The sequence below is a fragment of the Mesorhizobium sp. L103C131B0 genome, from assembly GCF_000502275.1.
Taxonomy (GTDB): Bacteria; Pseudomonadota; Alphaproteobacteria; order Rhizobiales; family Rhizobiaceae; genus Mesorhizobium.
This window is the reverse complement of sequence record NZ_AYXC01000003.1, coordinates 97921-113667: the sequence shown is the minus strand read 5'-3', so window position 1 is coordinate 113667 and position 15747 is coordinate 97921. Positions and strand designations below refer to the sequence as shown.

The window sequence follows — 15747 nt, the reverse complement described above, 5'->3', positions numbered from 1 at the left end:
ACTGTCCCGTTCAAGTGAAGGCAATGATGTAGACGTTGTCGCCGCACACTGCTAGCTACGGCAAGGGAATGGTGGGAAGCAATGCCGGAATTGGGCGCCTGGAAGCGTGAACTGGAGCAAATTGTGGGCTCCTTGCCAGGGCGTACTCCGACTGAACTCATAAATGCCATCCGAGATCTTGGCATCGCCATGGGACACGATACCGGCGAGGCGTTGCTTGAAACCTACCCGGAGATCCTTTCGTACCGACCGGCGCTGACCGCCGCATTCGGCAAGATGGTGCAGGAGCAAGATACCGCCGAGATCAGGCACATGCTGGATCAGGATCTGAGCGGTCCGGCATCCTTCGGGCAGATCGCAGCGGGAAAAACAAGCATCGGCGTGCTGTCATCCAGGGATGCGTATAATCGCCTGAACGAAGTCTTCGATCAGGTCGATTTCGGCAGCTGCTGCCGCGCTGTCATGGTCGGCTGCGGAGGGCGTCCGTTTACGATGTTCCGCATACACGACCAGACTGTCGTCCCCGAAATCATCGGTCTCGATATTGTGCCTGAAGCGGTCGAAACGGCAAACAGGCTTGCGGCCAAGCTCGGCTATGTGCGGATGCGGGCCGAGCTTTGCGACGGCCGCGACTATGACTATGGCGAGGCGCAGGTCGTTTACGTCGCCAGCATGGTATCGCCCAAGGCAGCGGTGGTTTCTCGCATAGCCGATACCGCGCCTCAAGGTGTGCAGATCGTCTTGTGGGAGCCGGTCTCGCTTGGCAGGCTGTGGGCGGAAAGCGTAGAAAGAACGCTTGATCCCCGGCTTGCGGTTACCGGCCGCACGAGCATCCATCGAAATATGACGCGGGACGTGTTCGTTGCACGCGGGAGTGTTCCCAGGCCAGCAAGCTGATCATGCCAGGGCTGCGGATGAGCGACCGCGTGCTGCTTACCCTGGTACAGGCATGGTGCCTTGTCCGCCATCCGATGATTTGCGCCCGCACCTTCAATCATAGCGGCGTGCTGCCCGATCCGGCAAGGCCCGCTTCCTATGCAGACAAGTTCCTGTGGCGCAAGATTTTCGACCACAATCCCTTCTTCACCACGGCTTGCGACAAGCTCGCCTCGAAAGCCTACGCTCTGTCCACCTGTCCAGAACTCAAGACCGCTGCGGTTCTGTGGTCCGGATATGACGCGGCAGAACTTCCGGCGGAGCTGCTCACCGGCAATGTCATGGTGAAGGCCAATCATGGCTGCCGCTGGAACATGATGGTGCGCAACGGTGAGGTAGACAGAGCTAGGCTGCGCCGGCGTACGGCACGCTGGATGCGCCACCGCTACGGCAGGAAGCTCGGCGAATGGGGCTACAAGCACGCCAGCAGGCGCATCCTCGTGGAAGAGATGCTCCTCGAGGACGGTCAGCCCGTTGCTTTGGAGTACAAATTCCACGTGTCTAACGGGACGACGGCCTATGTCTATGCCGCGCGTCGGGATGAGCACGGCAACGAACAGAAATGTCATTTCGACCGTGACGGAACCTACGCGCCGCCACCGCCAGGCAGCGGCCCCCAGTGGGTCCGGATCGACCTGCCGGCATCCTTCCCGCGCATGCTTGCCATCGCCGAGCGGCTGACCGCGCCGTTCGATCACATGCGATGCGATTTCTACGAAATCGAAGGCGCGATCTTCTTTTCCGAATTCTCGGTCTATCCGCTATCCGGCAAAGGCATCATCAACACAAGGCTCAGGGATCTGTGCGCAGACAGCTGGAACCTCAGCCAATCCTGGTTCCTGACCGCGCCGCAAAGCGGATGGCGCAGGCGCTATGCCGGTGCCTTGCGCAGATGGCTGGGCGCAAATGCGCCGCCCGGCAAGGCCGTCTGACATAGGCCGTTCAGCCTCGTTGCCGCACCTATCGGGCCGGCTCCCCTTCCCTTCCATCACCGGCAACGGCTATACTCCCAAATCCGCAACCCAAACTGGTGAATGATGCCGCCTGCGAAAAAGGAAGTCCGTCCGTCGACCCGCGGAGGACGCGTCCGAACGCCTGCCTTCGTGAAAAATCAACGCGGCGTGAAGAACTGGAAGGAAGTCAGCGCCTGGCTGGAATGGCGCGGCATCGAAGACATAGAATGCATCACGCCTGATCAGGCTGGCGTCGCGCGCGGCAAGATGATGCCGTCGAAGAAATTCACTTCCAACACCTCGCTGGCGCTGCCATCGGCAGTGTTCATGACGACGATTTCGGGCGGCTATCCCGAGGACGGCAACGGTTTCCACTATCCGGAGGATGATGGCGACCTGAAGCTGATGCCGGATCTGTCGACGTTGACCGTCGTGCCCTGGGAAGAAGACCCGACGGCCGCCGTCATCTGCGACCTCGTCCATCAGGATGGCCGTTCGGTCGAGTTCACGCCGCGCAACGTCCTGAAGCGCGTGGTAGCAGCCTATGACAAGCGCGGGCTGAAGCCGGTGGTGGCGCCCGAGATCGAATTCTATCTGGTGCGCAAGAACCCCGACCCGGATTATCCGCTGACCCCACCCGTCGGGCGTTCCGGACGGGCAATCGGCGGCGGCGCCGGCTATTCGATCGCCGGCGTCAACGAGTTCGACGAACTGATCGACGACATCTACCATTTCTCCGAAAGCCAGGGCCTGGAGATCGACACGCTGATCCACGAGGAAGGCGCCGGCCAGCTCGAGATCAATCTGCGTCACGGCGATCCGGTCGAGCTCGCCGATCAGGTGTTCATGTTCAAACGCACCATTCGCGAGGCAGCGCTGAAGCATGAGATCTATGCCACCTTCATGGCCAAGCCGATCCAGGGCCAGCCAGGTTCTGCCATGCACATCCACCAGTCGATCATCGACAAGAAGACCGGGCTGAATATCTTTTCGGCGAAGGACGGCTCGGAAACCGACGACTTCTTCCATTTCATCGGCGGCATGCAGAAGCATGTGCCGAACGCACTGGTGATGTTTGCTCCCTACGTCAATTCCTACCGCCGGCTGACGCAGTCGGCCTCGGCGCCGGTCAACAACAAATGGGGCTATGACAACCGCACCACGGCGTTCCGCGTGCCGCGCTCGGATCCGGCGGCGCGGCGTGTCGAAAACCGCATCCCGTCTTCCGACGCCAACCCCTATCTGGCGCTGGCGGCCTCACTTGCCTGCGGGCTGATCGGCATCACCAACAAGATCAAGGCCGAGCCTCCGGTGCTGACCACCGCAAACGCCGATGAGATCGACCTGCCACGCGGCCTGCTCGAAGCCGTCGACCTTTTCGAAGGCGACGAGGAACTATGCGCTCTTCTGGGCAAGTCCTTCGCCGCAACCTATGCAGCGATCAAGCGGGCGGAGTTCGAGACCTTCATGGAAGTGATCAGCCCGTGGGAGCGGGAGTATCTGTTGCTCAACGTGTGAGCGGCGACTTCGTCGTGTGAATGGTGAATAGTGAATGGTGAGTAGTTTCATATTGGATGGATGAGCGCAGACGTCGTGCGTCTCGCAGCCATTCACCATTCACCATTGGCTGGTGTCCCCATGCCTTACCAATCACCTATCTCCCCCGGTCGCTCCTGGTACGAAGACACAGCCGGACCACGCCCTGAGTACCCTGCCCTGGACGGCGACCGCAGCTGCGACGTCGTCGTCGTCGGCGGTGGCTTCACCGGGCTGTCGGCGGCCGCTCATTTGGCGAAGGCGGGAGCCGACGTCGTTCTGATCGAAGCGCATCGCTTCGGCGACGGCGCTTCAGGGCGCAATGGCGGCCAGCTCGGCACGGGCCAGCGCGCCTGGGCCGAAGAGATGGAGGCCGAATACGGCTTCTCCCGCGCCAAGGCGCTGTTCGACCTTGCCGAAGAGGCGAAAGCGCACCTGCTCGAATTCGCCGCCGTCAACCAGATCGACATCGACTATATGCCGGGCCAGTTGTCCGTGGCGCACAAGCCGCGTTATCTCGACGACTACAAGGCACATGCCGAGATCATGGCCGGCCGCTTCAATTATCCGCACATCGCCTTCATGGATGCCAGGGAAACGGCCGAACGGCTGGGCTCCACACGCTACTTCGGCGGCACCCGCGACACCGGCACCGGACACATCCACCCGATGAAGCTGGTGATCGGCACGGCAAAGGTCGCGGCAGCGGCCGGCGCGCACCTGTTCGAGCAGACACTATCGACCGGTGTTACCTCCAGCGGCGGTAAGGTCAGGGTGACGACTTCGAGAGGAATCATCACCGCCCAGAAATGCCTGATCGGTGTAAATGCCTATGGCGGCACGCTCGAGCCGGTGAGTGCCGCGCACATCATGCCCATCGGTTCGTTCATCGGCGCGACGGTGCCGCTGGGCGTCGATTCGAAAGTGCTGCCGGGCGGCGAGGCGGTCGACGATTCGCGTTTCGTCGTGCGTTATTTCCGCAAATCCAGGGATGGAAGGCTGCTGTTCGGCGGGCGCGAGGTCTATGGCGTCAACGATCCGAAGGACATCCATGTCCATATCCGCCGGCAGATAGCCGAGCTTTATCCGGAACTGAGCGATGTCGAGATCACCCATGGCTGGGGCGGCTATGTCGGCATCACCATGCCCAGGAAACCGTTCGTGCGCGAGGTGATGCCCAATGTGATCTCGGCCGGAGGCTATTCCGGCCACGGCGTGATGCTGTCGAACTTCTTCGGCAAGCTCTATGCCCAGACCGTCGCCGGCAACCGCGACAGACTGAAGCTGATCGAGGACCTGAACATCCCGGCTTTTCCCGGCGGCCGGCGATTTAGAACGCCATTATTGTTCTTGGCACTGAACTGGTTTGCCCTGAGGGACCGAATATAGAGAAAGTATCTCATATCGGCCGTGGCTGGTACTGAGCTGATTCTATTGAGCTGTTGGTTGCCGCAGCGAGACGTTGCAGAATCCTTAACAAGAGCGCACAATTCCCCTGAGGGCGCACTGATGCCACAATCAAGGGCAAAGGATGCCGGTTCTGGGCGATTGAACGGGGATTTCTGCGGGCCTGCCCGCTTTGTTGTTGGGACCGATGCCGATCGAATGCCGGGCTGCCGGCGCCGATCGAAAGAACACCGGCTCATCTTTTGGAGGTGGCAAGAGTGAACGAGCCCTTCAGTTTCGGCGCGCCGGAACGTCGGCGCTTCGCCATGCAATTCGGCTATGACATGCGGCCCTCCTTCTGGCAGGGGGTGCGCACGAATTCGCATCTGGTGATCGCCGCGGTCGGCACCGCAGCGCTGCTTGGCGTGGCGGGCATAGCGCTTTGGCTGGCGTTGCCGGCCAGCGACCGGCAAGCGATCGCCAGCACACAGCAGAACGTTCCGACTTTTCCGGTCAAGACGACCAAGATTGCCCCGGTCGCGGCCACGGCTGCCGCGGTAGCGGCGCCACAAGCCGCGCGCAAGGGCGATGCGGTTTCATCGACGGTCGCTGCCGGTGGGGCTGCCATGCCGCCGCTGTCGGCGAACGATCCGCGCTGGACTGCGGCGCAATCCAACAGCGACCCTGCCGCGACGCCATCCGATCAGGCGCCTGCCGAGCAGGCTGCCGCCAAACCGTCTGATGCCGCGGCATTCGAAGAACCGGCGGCGCAGAGCGACGCCACGACGCAGCTGTCAAAGGTCGCTGCTCCCGCCAATGACGACGACGCCGAGACCGCCGCCATACCGACGCCAAAACCGCAACTTCCAAACGAGCAATCTTCCGCCGCAACGGACGATACCCAGGCCAAGGCCAAGCCACAGAAGGTGGCTGCTGCCGCCGGCACCGGACGCATCCTCAGGGCGGTGACAATGCGCAGCGGTCCGCAGAAAAACGCCGCCGCCATGGGGACCGTGCCCGCCAAGTCGTCGGTGCAGGTGATGAGTTGCAAGAAATGGTGCCAGATCGTCTACAACGGCAAGCGCGGCTGGATCTACAAGAGCTACATCAAGACCGGGGATTGAGACGCAAGCCGCCAAATTCTGGTCAGCCGCCGAGCAGCCATCTGAAACGGTGTCTTCTGCGAGCAAGTTTGCGCTTCGCCAGGAAATCCCTCTGTTCCTCGAACGGCACCTCGTAGAGGCCGCACATTTGGCAGCTTTCCGACTTGCGGCATATCGGGACCCAGCATTTGACGTCGTGTGTCCAGGCGAGCGCGATCCTTTCCAGATGAAGGTTGGACGAACTTTTCAGCAGAATCAGTTCTCCTGGGACTGCCGTCCGTTTGATATGATCCGAAACTTCCTTGGCAGTGCGAAGCTCAATGAAACGGCCGCTGTCGCGGTCGGCCTGGCTGGCGCGCGAGCGATGCGCATTGTCGCCGGTATAAATGACCTCATCGGCGATTTCGCGCGCGATGTTGTAGGCGGCGCCGTATTTCCTCGACGAGCCGGCGTAGTCGGATATCTGCCCCAGCACAATGCGCTTGCGAGCACCCTTGGCCTTTGCAATCATCTCCAGAGCAATGTTGAGCGAATGCCAGGGCGCTTTGGCCGTATCGACCAGGAATTTCGGACCCGCGGATACCTCTTGCACCGTAGAGCGGTTGGGCAGTGGTGCAAACGATGCCGTTCTCGCTACGACTTGCTCTGGCGGGACGCCAAGTTCCAAGGCGGCGGCAACAGCCGCTGCAGTCGGCAGCCAGAATTGCTCGCCGGGAAAAGGCGCTTGAATATTCAGGCTGCCATCGCGCCAATGAAGGGTGAACCGCAGCAATTCCGGATACGCGGCATGCACGTCACTCACGCGGTAGTCTGCCTCGCCGGACTGGCCGAAGGTCGCAATCCGGCATTTCGCGCCAGACGCCATGCCGATCACCAGTGGGTCATCGCAATTGAGAACCGCAAGTCCATCAGGTTGGAGTGCCCCGACCAGCGCCCGCTTCTCTCCCGCCACAGCTTCCAGAGTCTTGAACTTGCCGAAATGCTCCAGACGGATCATCGTAACCACCGCCACACTCGGCTTCAGCATCTGCGCCATGGCGCTGATCGTGCCGAAGTCGGAAGCGCCGGCTTCGAAAACGACGTAATCGACTTTGCCGGCCTTCCTCAGGCGCTTGTAAAGCGTTCGGATGAGCGCAGGCATTGTATTGGCCTGGGCCTGTAGATGCACCTTGCCTTGGGCGGCCAGTATGTGTGCAAGCAGGCTGGTGGATGTGGATTTGCCGGAGCTGCCGGTGATGCCGATGAACGTCGCCTTGTTACGCGCCCGCACCCAGCGCGCCTGCAGCCGTCGCAGCGCCCAGCCCAAGTCCTTGCGAATTTTCAGCAATTCCAGTTTCACACCCCGCCAGCTTTTAGCCCAGCCTAATATGCGTCGTGCCAAGTTCCAGAGTCAAACGGGCGCTGGCGTGCTTCAGCCAAAGATTCTAGCGGCCGAGGAGCCGCAGCAGTCTGTGCTTGCGGCGCTTCGATTTTCTCTGCGCCACAAACTCACGGTGCTGCTCAAACGGCACTTCATAGAGGCCGCATTGCTCGCATCCCTCGGTCTTGCCGCATACCGAAACCCAGCACTGGACGTCGTGGGTCCAGGCAAGAGCGACACGCTCGAGGTGCAGATTGGACGAGCTCTTGAGCAGGATCAACTCGTCACGCTGCGCGGTTTGGGCGATGTAGTCCGACACTTCCCTGGCCGTGCGCAATTCGATGAAGCGGCCGCTGTCGCGATCTGCCTGGTTCGCCTTGGAGCGATGAGCATGATCGCCGGCATAAATCACCTGGTCTGCAATCTCGCGCGCGCTGCTGTAGGCTTGGGCATATCTGTTATTCGAGCCGGAAAAATCCGATAGCTGGCCAAGAACGATACGTTTTCGCCCGAATGTCGATCCGGCTACCATGTCGAAGGCAAGGCTCAGCGAATGCCAGGGCGCCTTTGCGGCATCCACGATGAAGTGGGGGCCGCCCGCGGGGACGAGCACCTGGCCGCGATTTTCCAGAGGCTGGAACGTCGCGGTTCTGTCCTTGACCATCTGCGCAGGCACGCCCAGTTCAAGAGCGGTTGCAACCGCCGCTGACGTCGGCAGCCAGAAATGCTGGCCGGGGAACGACGTCTCGATATCGAGCACACCGCCGCGCCAGTGGAGCGAGAACCGCAACGGCTTGGGATAGGCTGCCTCGATATCGCTGACGCGATAATCCGCCTGCTCCGATGTGCCGAATGTGACGGAACGGCAATAGCTCGCCGAGGCCATGCCCATCACAAGAGGGTCATCGGCATTGAGCATCGCGAAGCCGCCCGGCTCCAGCGCCGCGACTAGGGCGCTCTTTTCTCGAGCGACGTTTTCCACAGTCTTGAAACTGGCCCGATGCTCCAGCCGGACCATTGTGACAACAGCCACGTCGGGGCGAAGCAACTCGGCCATGGGCTTCATTGTATCCGGGCCGAATGCAGCAGCCTCGAAGACGACGTAGTCGGTTTTGCCGCCCTTTCCCATTCGCCTGGATAGGGTCGAGACCAACACCTTCATAGTGTTGGCCAGAACCTGTGTGTGGACCGAACCGTGGCCAGCCAGGATGTGTCCAAGCAGGCTTCCCGCCGTCGTCTTGCCGGAGCTTCCGGTAACGCCGATGAAAATTGCCTTGCTTCGCGCCCGCGCACGCGTGGCCAGGTAAAGCCGCAGCCGCCATCCCAGATCATAGCGACTTTTCTGCTGCCTGATCTTCATCACCCGCCAACACTATCCACGATCCCGTTATGCCTTTCGGGTGATCGAGAAGTCAAACTGGGGTCCGGCGTGACGACGTCAACTGTTCGTTCCTCGGCCGGCCGGCGCACCGATGCGAACTTTTGCCGACGTTGCTCTGTCTGCCGTGCATTGCGAACAGCGAGGTACTTCCCGAATTGCTCAAATGCAGCGGCCGCCGTCGACCTCCAGCGCCACGCCGGTGATGAAGGCGGCTTCGTCCGACGCAAGCCAAAGCGCAGCGTTGGCGATATCGAGCGGCGTCGACAGACGGCCGAGCGGTATCGAGGCACGGAATTTCTCGCGGATCTCGGGCGTGTCAGTGCCCATGAATTTCTCCAGCATGCCGGTCTCGCCGGCGACCGGGCAAAGGCAGTTCACGCGGATGTTCTTGGGCGCGAGTTCGACCGCCATCGACTTGGTCGCGGTGATCGCCCAGCCCTTCGAGGCATTGTACCAGGTGAGCCCCGGACGCGGCCGCAGACCGGCGGTCGAAGCCGTGGTCAGGATGACGCCGCCGCCCTGCCGCTCCATGATCGGCACCACGGCAAGTGCGGCGTGGTAGATCGCCTTCATGTTGACTGAAGTGATCAGGTCGAAGGTCGCCTCGTCGACGTCGAGCATGTCGCCATTGCGATGGGTGTAGCCGGCATTGTTGACCATGATATCGATGCGGCCGAAGGCGCTTTTTGCGGCATAGACCATCTCGTCGAATTCGGAACGCTGCGAAACGTCGGTCTGGGTCCAGATCGCGGCCTGGCCGATCTCTGCTGCAACGCGCTCCGCGCCCTTGGCGTTGAGGTCGGCGACGACGACCTTGGCGCCCTCTTCGGCAAAGCGCCTGGCCATCCCTTCGCCGAAACCTGACGCAGCACCCGTGATGACGGCAACCTTGTTTTCCAGACGCATGCTTTTTCCGCTCATTGAAGACCCACCTCGCAAGCGCATTTTTCCTTTTTGTTTGATGCGTGTCTGTCTCCCAGAACCGCTTCGCACTTCTGGGCGACACGCATTAGCTTTCGTCACATTCCCGCTTTATGTTGCAGGCGCGAAAGCCCCGGGACCATCGCTTGACGAAAGGCCTCCGGGTGGCAGCCAGTGTCAAGGCACATTTGGAGCGAATCAATATGCAGTGATTTGGCCTTGATGTGACACCATGGCACTGGATAATTTAAATCGATTAGATTATATCCAGCCGCGTCACAGCGAGCGGCGTCAAAGCGGACACACCATGACCAGCCAGATCATTCCCGTCGATCCTTTCGACTTCATCATTTTCGGCGGCACCGGCGACCTGTCGGAACGCAAGCTGCTCCCCTCGCTCTACCACCGCCAGCGCGACCATCAGTTTTCCGAGCCGACGCGCATCATCGGCACCTCGCGCTCGAAAATGAGCGACGAGGAATTCCAGGCTTTCGCCAAGCAGGCGATTTCCCAGCATGTTAAGCCGGCCGACATCGACGCCGAGGAACTCAAGACATTTCTTGCCCGGCTGTCCTACGTATCGGCCGACGCGACGACTGGTGCCGGCTTCGACAAGCTGAAAAAGGCGATCGGCGAAAGCGACCGCATCCGCGCTTTCTATCTGGCGGTGGCGCCGGCGCTGTTCGGCGACATCTCGCACCAGCTGAAAGCCCACAATCTCATCACGCCGAATTCACGCATCGTGCTGGAGAAGCCGATCGGCCGCGACCTCGATTCGGCGCGCAAGCTCAACGACGTGGTTGGAGACGACTTCCACGAAAGCCAGATCTTCCGCATCGACCACTATCTCGGAAAGGAGACGGTGCAGAACCTGATGGCGTTGCGCTTTGCCAACGCGCTCTATGAGCCGCTTTGGAATTCTGCCCATATCGACCATGTGCAGATCACGGTGGCCGAGACCGTCGGTCTTGAAGACCGCGTCACCTACTACGACAAGGCCGGCGCGCTGCGCGACATGGTGCAGAACCACATGCTGCAGCTGCTCTGCCTGGTTGCCATGGAGGCGCCATCGTCGATGGATGCCGATGCCGTGCGCGACGAGAAGCTGAAGGTGCTGCGGGCGCTGAAGCGCATCAACGGCAATGAGGCACCCAAGCACACCGTGCGCGGGCAGTACCGCGCCGGCGCCTCTGCAGGCGGCGCGGTGAAAGGCTATGTCGAGGAACTCGGCAAAGACAGCTCCACCGAGACCTTCGTCGCCATCAAGGCCGAGATCGGCAATTGGCGCTGGGCCGGCGTGCCGTTCTATCTCCGGACCGGCAAAAGGCTGGCGACCCGCGTTTCGGAAATCGTCATCGAGTTCAAGCCGATCCCGCATTCGATCTTCGGCGACAGCGCCGGGCCGATCTCAGCCAACCAACTGGTGATCCGGCTGCAGCCCGACGAAGGCGTCAAGCAGTTCATCATGATCAAGGATCCAGGCCCGGGCGGCATGCGGCTGCGCCAGATTCCGCTCGACATGAGCTTTGCAACATCTTTCGACGGTCGCGCGCCGGACGCCTATGAACGGCTGATCATGGATGTTATCCGCGGCAACCAGACGCTGTTCATGCGCCGCGACGAGGTCGAGGCGGCATGGAAGTGGATCGACCCGATCCAGAACGCCTGGGAAAGCGCCAGGCAGGAGGCGCAAGGCTATACGGCCGGCACATGGGGTCCCTCGGCCTCGATTGCGCTGATCGAACGCGACGGGCGGACATGGCACGAAAGCAATTGAGCGAGCCCGTCTACAACTGGAACGGCTTTGCCGGGCGCCAGGATCTGGCGGCAACCCTTGCCGGCAATGTCGCGGCGCGCCTGACCAAGGCCATCGACGAGCGCGGCACGGCCCTGCTTGCCGTTTCCGGCGGCACCACGCCGGCAAAGTTCTTTGCAGCACTTTCGGCCATTCCGATCGCCTGGAACAAGGTGACGGTGACGCTGGTCGACGAACGGTTCGTGCCGGCCTCCTCGCCGCGCTCGAATGCGGGGCTGGTCGCGGCCAACCTGCTGCAGAACAAGGCGGCTGCCGCGCACTTCGTGCCGCTCTACCATGAGGCGGCAAGGATCGAGACCGCCGCGGCGGCCGACGATGCGGCGCTGAAGGCTCTGCCCTGGCCCCTCGATGTCGTCGTGCTCGGCATGGGCGGCGACGGCCACACCGCCTCGTTCTTTCCCGACGCCGAGAATCTACCCGCCTTGCTCGATCCAGCTTCGCGCAGGATCGTGCTGCCGGTGCATGCACCAAGCGGCGGCGAGCCGCGGCTGACTCTATCGATGGCGCGCATCGTCGCCGCCGGCTTCATCGCGCTGCATATCGAAGGCGAGGACAAGCGCACCGCTTTCGAGGATGCGATGGGACCGGGTGCGAAAAAGCCCATCCGCAAAGTCCTCGAAGCGGCACCCACCCCGGTAGAGGTGTTCTGGGCACCCTGATTTCACGCAAAGCAGTCCCGGCAGACGGTGGAGGACGTTCTTCCGGGGCTCGAAAGGACCGACCATGACAGCCAGACGCGACATCGAAGTCATCACGGAACGCATCCGCCAACGCTCGAAAGCCGGCCGCGAGCGCTATCTCGGCCGCATCGCCGAGGCCTCCAGCCGCACCGCCAACCGGGGCGTCCTGTCTTGCGGCAACCTCGCGCATGGCTTTGCCGTCTGCAGCCCGTCTGAAAAGCTGGCGCTCGGCGCCGACAAGGTGCCGAACCTCGGCATCATCACCTCCTACAATGACATGCTGTCGGCGCATCAGCCCTTCGAAACCTTCCCGGCGCTGATCAAGGAAGCCGCGAAGGAAGTTGGCGGCATCGCGCAAGTGGCCGGCGGCGTGCCCGCCATGTGCGACGGCGTGACCCAGGGACAGCCCGGCATGGAGCTGTCGCTGTTTTCGCGCGACGTCATCGCCATGTCCGCGGCGATCGGCCTGTCGCACAACATGTTCGACGCCGCCGTCTATCTCGGCGTCTGCGACAAGATCGTGCCGGGGCTGGTGATCGCGGCTCTCACCTTCGGCCATCTGCCGGCGGTGTTCGTGCCGGCCGGGCCGATGACGACGGGCCTGCCCAACGACGAGAAGGCCAAGGTTCGCCAGCTCTATGCCGAGGGCAAGGCCGGACGCGCAGAACTGCTCGAAGCGGAGTCCAAATCCTATCACGGGCCGGGCACCTGCACGTTCTATGGCACCGCCAATTCCAACCAGATGCTGATGGAGATCATGGGCCTGCATACGCCCGGCGCGTCCTTCGTCAATCCAGGCACGCCGCTGCGCGACGCGCTGACGCGCGAGGCGACCAGGCGAGCCCTGGCGATCACCGCGCTCGGCAACGCCTACACGCCGGTCGGCCGCATGATCGACGAGCGCTCTTTCGTCAATGGCGTCGTCGGCCTGCACACCACCGGCGGCTCTACCAACCACACCATCCATCTCATCGCCATGGCCGCGGCGGCCGGCATCACGCTTACCTGGCAGGACATTTCCGACCTGTCGGAAGCGGTGCCGCTTCTCGCGCGCGTCTATCCGAACGGGCTTGCCGACGTGAACCATTTCCATGCCGCCGGCGGGCTCGGCTTCCTGATCCGCGAATTGCTCGACGAAGGCATCCTGCATGAGGATGTGCAGACGGTATGGGGCGAAGGCCTGAGGCCCTATGCGGTCGAGGCCCGGCTCGGCGAAGATGGCGGCGTCGTGCGTGAAGCCTCGCCGCTGCAGAGCGGCGACGAGAAGGTGCTGGCGCCGTTCAAGAAGGCCTTCCAGCCGACCGGCGGCCTGAAAGTGCTCGCCGGCAATCTCGGCCACGCCGTCATCAAGACGTCCGCCGTGAAGCCGGAACGCCGCGTCATCGAGGCGCCGGCCAAGGTGTTCGACAGCCAGCAGGGACTGAACGAAGCCTTCAAGGCCGGCACGCTGACCGGCGACTTCATCGCCGTCATCCGCTTCCAGGGCCCGAAGGCAAACGGCATGCCGGAACTGCACAAGCTGACCACCGTGCTCGGCGTCCTGCAGGATCGTGGCCAGCGCGTCGCGCTGGTCACGGACGGGCGCATGTCTGGCGCTTCCGGCAAGGTGCCGGCGGCGATCCATGTAACGCCGGAAGCGGTCGAGGAAGGGCCGATCGCCAGGATCCATGACGGCGACATCATCCGGCTCGACGCCGATGCCGGCACGCTGGAAGTGCTGGTGCCGGGGCCCGAGCTCGCGCTGCGCCGCACGGCCGACATCGATCTCATCGGCAACGAGTTCGGTTTCGGCCGCGAGCTGTTCGCCGGTTTCCGCCAGCTGGTCGGCCGCGCCGACCATGGCGCCAGTGCTTTCGGAGCAGCCTGACCAGATTGCCTATTTTGTAAAAAGGGCGGCTCGAGCTCGGTTTGAGGCCGCCCTTTGGTGAGGGATGGATGGCGATTACGGCTGAACCGTAATCTCGCTCCGTTCGCCGGCCTTGACCGTCACCGGCATTTCCTTGTCATGGCCTTGATCGGACATGTGGCGGAGGACGACATAGTCGCCGGCCGGGATAGTCTGCTGCCAGGTGTCGCCATAGTTCAGGCCGAGCGCCTTGCGGTTGCCCTGGATATCCTTCTTCGACGACAGCACCTCGATCGAATAGGCGCCCGGCGCCGACATCACCAGCACGCCGGCATCGAGCGTCACCTTGACGTCCTTGACGTCGCCAACCTTGACGCTGAAAGGCTGCTCGACGGTTGCGAGCTCAAGCGAGGTGACCGCGACATAGTCGTCCGGCGGCAGCCAGAACTTGCTGTCGGGCCCATAGGAGTGGGCGACATCGTCACGCGAGCCGTCGATCTTTTTCTTGGCCTTGACGATCTGGACGCTGATGCCCGAGGAGTCGGCCTTGTCGCCGCCTGCAGTGTAGTAGGCGTTGACGGCGGCATGGCCGACGCCGACGACTATGTCTTTTTCCACAGTCTGCCCGGCGGCGAGCTGGATGTTCTCGGTCACCGAGCCGCTGCCGATCGCAACCGTCACCTTCTGCTCACCAGCCGGCACGATGATCCTGGTGTCGCCATAGTGGGTGGTGCTGCCGCCCGGGAAGGCGAAATCGACATGGGCTTCGTCACTGATCTCGGCGCCCTGGCTTGGCTTCGGATGGATAAGCATGGTGCCGGCGTTCAAGGTGAAGAGCGGCTTGTAGACCTGGCCCACCTCGATCTTGACCTTCTGTTCCGCCCGAGCTTCGTCGGCGCGCGCGACGACGACATAGTCGCCCGGCTCGAGATTGGCCTCGTAGTTGTTGTACTGGGTGGTGACGGCCTCGCCGTGCGTGCCATCGGCCTTGGCCTTGTAGACCTCCCAGGCATTGCCGTCGGTGATCGGATCGCCGCCTTCGGCCATGACCACGCTCGGGATGAAATTGAATTCGGGCTTTGCCGGTTCAGGGGCAGGCGCCGGAGCGGGTTCGGGTGCCGGCGCCGGAGCCGGCGCGGCGACGGTTTCGACCAGTGCTTCCTGCAGCGCCTTCTCGTCCGAGGCCTGGATATATTTGCCGCCGGTGTTGTCGGCAAGGCAGGCGATCTGCTTGCCCTCGTCAGCGGTCAGGCCGAAGCCGACGACGTCGACGGTGAAATCGACGCCTGAGGCCTCCAGTTCCTTGCCCAGCGCGCACGGGTCACCTTCGCAGGTTTCAAGCCCATCGGTGATGAGAACCACGGTCGCCTTGTCCTCAGTGTATTTCAGAGCTTCGGCCGCCTGCTTGACGGCTGCGGTCAGCGGCGTCTTGCCGAGGAATTTCAGGCTGTCGGCAGCGGCCGAAATGGCGCTAGCCGAGCCGGCTTGCGGCGGCACGATCAGTTCGATGTCGTCGCAGCTGCCCTTTTCGCGGTGGCCATAGGCCATGAAGCCGATCTCGTCGTCGCCCGGGACCGACTGCAGCACGGTCCTCAGCGATTCGCGCGCGATCTCGAGCTTCGGCTTGCCGTCGATCTGGGCCCACATCGAGCCCGAAGCGTCAAGAATGATGATGACCTTGTTGGCGGCAAAGCCGAGCGAAGTCATCGACAAAAGGAGCAGCGCCGCAGCGATGCTCCGCAAAAGTCCCGCCATGGAAATCTCCTTGAGACCGCCCTCTGATCCGCGCCGGAAGCTATTTGACGGCGCGTCCGGGCACAAGCCCCGGA

The 15747-nt window shown here is 62.4% G+C and carries 12 protein-coding genes; 8 read left to right on the top strand and 4 right to left on the bottom strand.

Annotation, left to right across the window (positions count from 1 at the left end):
- Nucleotides 1-81 precede the first annotated feature (81 nt).
- The 5 genes from X730_RS156930 (at nucleotide 82) to X730_RS156945 (ending at nucleotide 5935) form a co-directional block, all read left to right on the top strand.
- Entirely contained in the window at nucleotides 82-897 is an 816-nt protein-coding gene (locus X730_RS156930; protein WP_155922418.1) for a class I SAM-dependent methyltransferase, read from the top strand.
- Nucleotides 898-899: 2 nt separating this feature from the next.
- Nucleotides 900-1868, top strand: a complete 969-nt coding sequence (locus X730_RS1000000165215) for an ATP-grasp fold amidoligase family protein (RefSeq protein WP_050588078.1) — start codon at nucleotides 900-902, stop codon at nucleotides 1866-1868.
- Nucleotides 1869-1970: 102 nt separating this feature from the next.
- Entirely contained in the window at nucleotides 1971-3407 is a 1437-nt protein-coding gene (locus X730_RS156935; protein ID WP_023669313.1) for a glutamine synthetase family protein, read from the top strand.
- Nucleotides 3408-3527: 120 nt separating this feature from the next.
- Complete coding sequence (locus X730_RS156940) at nucleotides 3528-4814, top strand: FAD-binding oxidoreductase (protein WP_023701812.1); 1287 nt, start codon at nucleotides 3528-3530, stop codon at nucleotides 4812-4814.
- A gap of 275 nt (nucleotides 4815-5089) precedes the next feature.
- Nucleotides 5090-5935: an SH3 domain-containing protein gene (locus X730_RS156945; RefSeq protein WP_023697306.1), complete on the top strand. Its 846-nt coding sequence runs from the start codon at nucleotides 5090-5092 to the stop codon at nucleotides 5933-5935.
- 22 nt (nucleotides 5936-5957) lie between these two features.
- Here X730_RS156945 and X730_RS156950 read toward each other — a convergent pair whose 3' ends face one another.
- From X730_RS156950 to X730_RS156960, 3 genes are all read right to left on the bottom strand, one after another.
- The gene (locus X730_RS156950) at nucleotides 5958-7253 is read right to left on the bottom strand and encodes a Mur ligase family protein (protein ID WP_023701813.1); all 1296 of its coding nucleotides are present in this window, start codon (nucleotides 7251-7253) and stop codon (nucleotides 5958-5960) included.
- 85 nt (nucleotides 7254-7338) lie between these two features.
- A complete protein-coding gene (locus tag X730_RS156955; RefSeq protein WP_023825872.1) occupies nucleotides 7339-8634 on the bottom strand; it encodes a Mur ligase family protein in 1296 nt (431 codons plus the stop codon).
- A 180-nt stretch (nucleotides 8635-8814) separates the two neighbouring features.
- Nucleotides 8815-9561, bottom strand: coding sequence for an SDR family oxidoreductase (locus X730_RS156960; RefSeq protein ID WP_027049416.1), 747 nt, complete (start codon nucleotides 9559-9561; stop codon nucleotides 8815-8817).
- Nucleotides 9562-9883: 322 nt separating this feature from the next.
- Here X730_RS156960 and zwf point away from each other — a divergent pair, with 322 nt between their 5' ends.
- The 3 genes from zwf (at nucleotide 9884) to edd (ending at nucleotide 13939) form a co-directional block, all read left to right on the top strand.
- A complete protein-coding gene (zwf, locus tag X730_RS156965; protein ID WP_023681884.1) occupies nucleotides 9884-11353 on the top strand; it encodes a glucose-6-phosphate dehydrogenase in 1470 nt (489 codons plus the stop codon).
- On the top strand, nucleotides 11335-12051 hold the full coding sequence (gene pgl / locus X730_RS156970) for a 6-phosphogluconolactonase (protein ID WP_023697310.1): 717 nt from the start codon (nucleotides 11335-11337) through the stop codon (nucleotides 12049-12051). The genes zwf and pgl overlap by 19 nt, the downstream gene beginning before the upstream one ends.
- Before the next feature lie 64 nt (nucleotides 12052-12115).
- A complete protein-coding gene (edd, locus tag X730_RS156975; RefSeq protein ID WP_023711782.1) occupies nucleotides 12116-13939 on the top strand; it encodes a phosphogluconate dehydratase in 1824 nt (607 codons plus the stop codon).
- Between the two features lie 75 nt (nucleotides 13940-14014).
- Here the strand turns inward: edd and X730_RS156980 are convergent, their stop codons facing one another.
- Nucleotides 14015-15673, bottom strand: a complete 1659-nt coding sequence (locus tag X730_RS156980; RefSeq protein WP_023711783.1) for a VWA domain-containing protein — start codon at nucleotides 15671-15673, stop codon at nucleotides 14015-14017.
- Between the last annotated feature and the right edge of the window lie 74 nt (nucleotides 15674-15747).

Bases quoted from the DNA above. Each gene is read 5' to 3' on its own strand.
- edd (WP_023711782.1), top strand. From the start codon at position 12,116: ATGACAGCCAGACGCGACATCGAAGTCATCACGGAACGCATCCGCCAA.
- pgl (WP_023697310.1), top strand. From the start codon at position 11,335: ATGGCACGAAAGCAATTGAGCGAGCCCGTCTACAACTGGAACGGCTTT.
- X730_RS156960 (WP_027049416.1), bottom strand. From the start codon at position 9,561: ATGCGTCTGGAAAACAAGGTTGCCGTCATCACGGGTGCTGCGTCAGGT.
- X730_RS156955 (WP_023825872.1), bottom strand. From the start codon at position 8,634: ATGAAGATCAGGCAGCAGAAAAGTCGCTATGATCTGGGATGGCGGCTG.
- X730_RS156980 (WP_023711783.1), bottom strand. From the start codon at position 15,673: ATGGCGGGACTTTTGCGGAGCATCGCTGCGGCGCTGCTCCTTTTGTCG.
- X730_RS156940 (WP_023701812.1), top strand. From the start codon at position 3,528: ATGCCTTACCAATCACCTATCTCCCCCGGTCGCTCCTGGTACGAAGAC.
- X730_RS156930 (WP_155922418.1), top strand. From the start codon at position 82: ATGCCGGAATTGGGCGCCTGGAAGCGTGAACTGGAGCAAATTGTGGGC.
- X730_RS156935 (WP_023669313.1), top strand. From the start codon at position 1,971: ATGATGCCGCCTGCGAAAAAGGAAGTCCGTCCGTCGACCCGCGGAGGA.
- zwf (WP_023681884.1), top strand. From the start codon at position 9,884: ATGACCAGCCAGATCATTCCCGTCGATCCTTTCGACTTCATCATTTTC.
- X730_RS1000000165215 (WP_050588078.1), top strand. From the start codon at position 900: ATGCCAGGGCTGCGGATGAGCGACCGCGTGCTGCTTACCCTGGTACAG.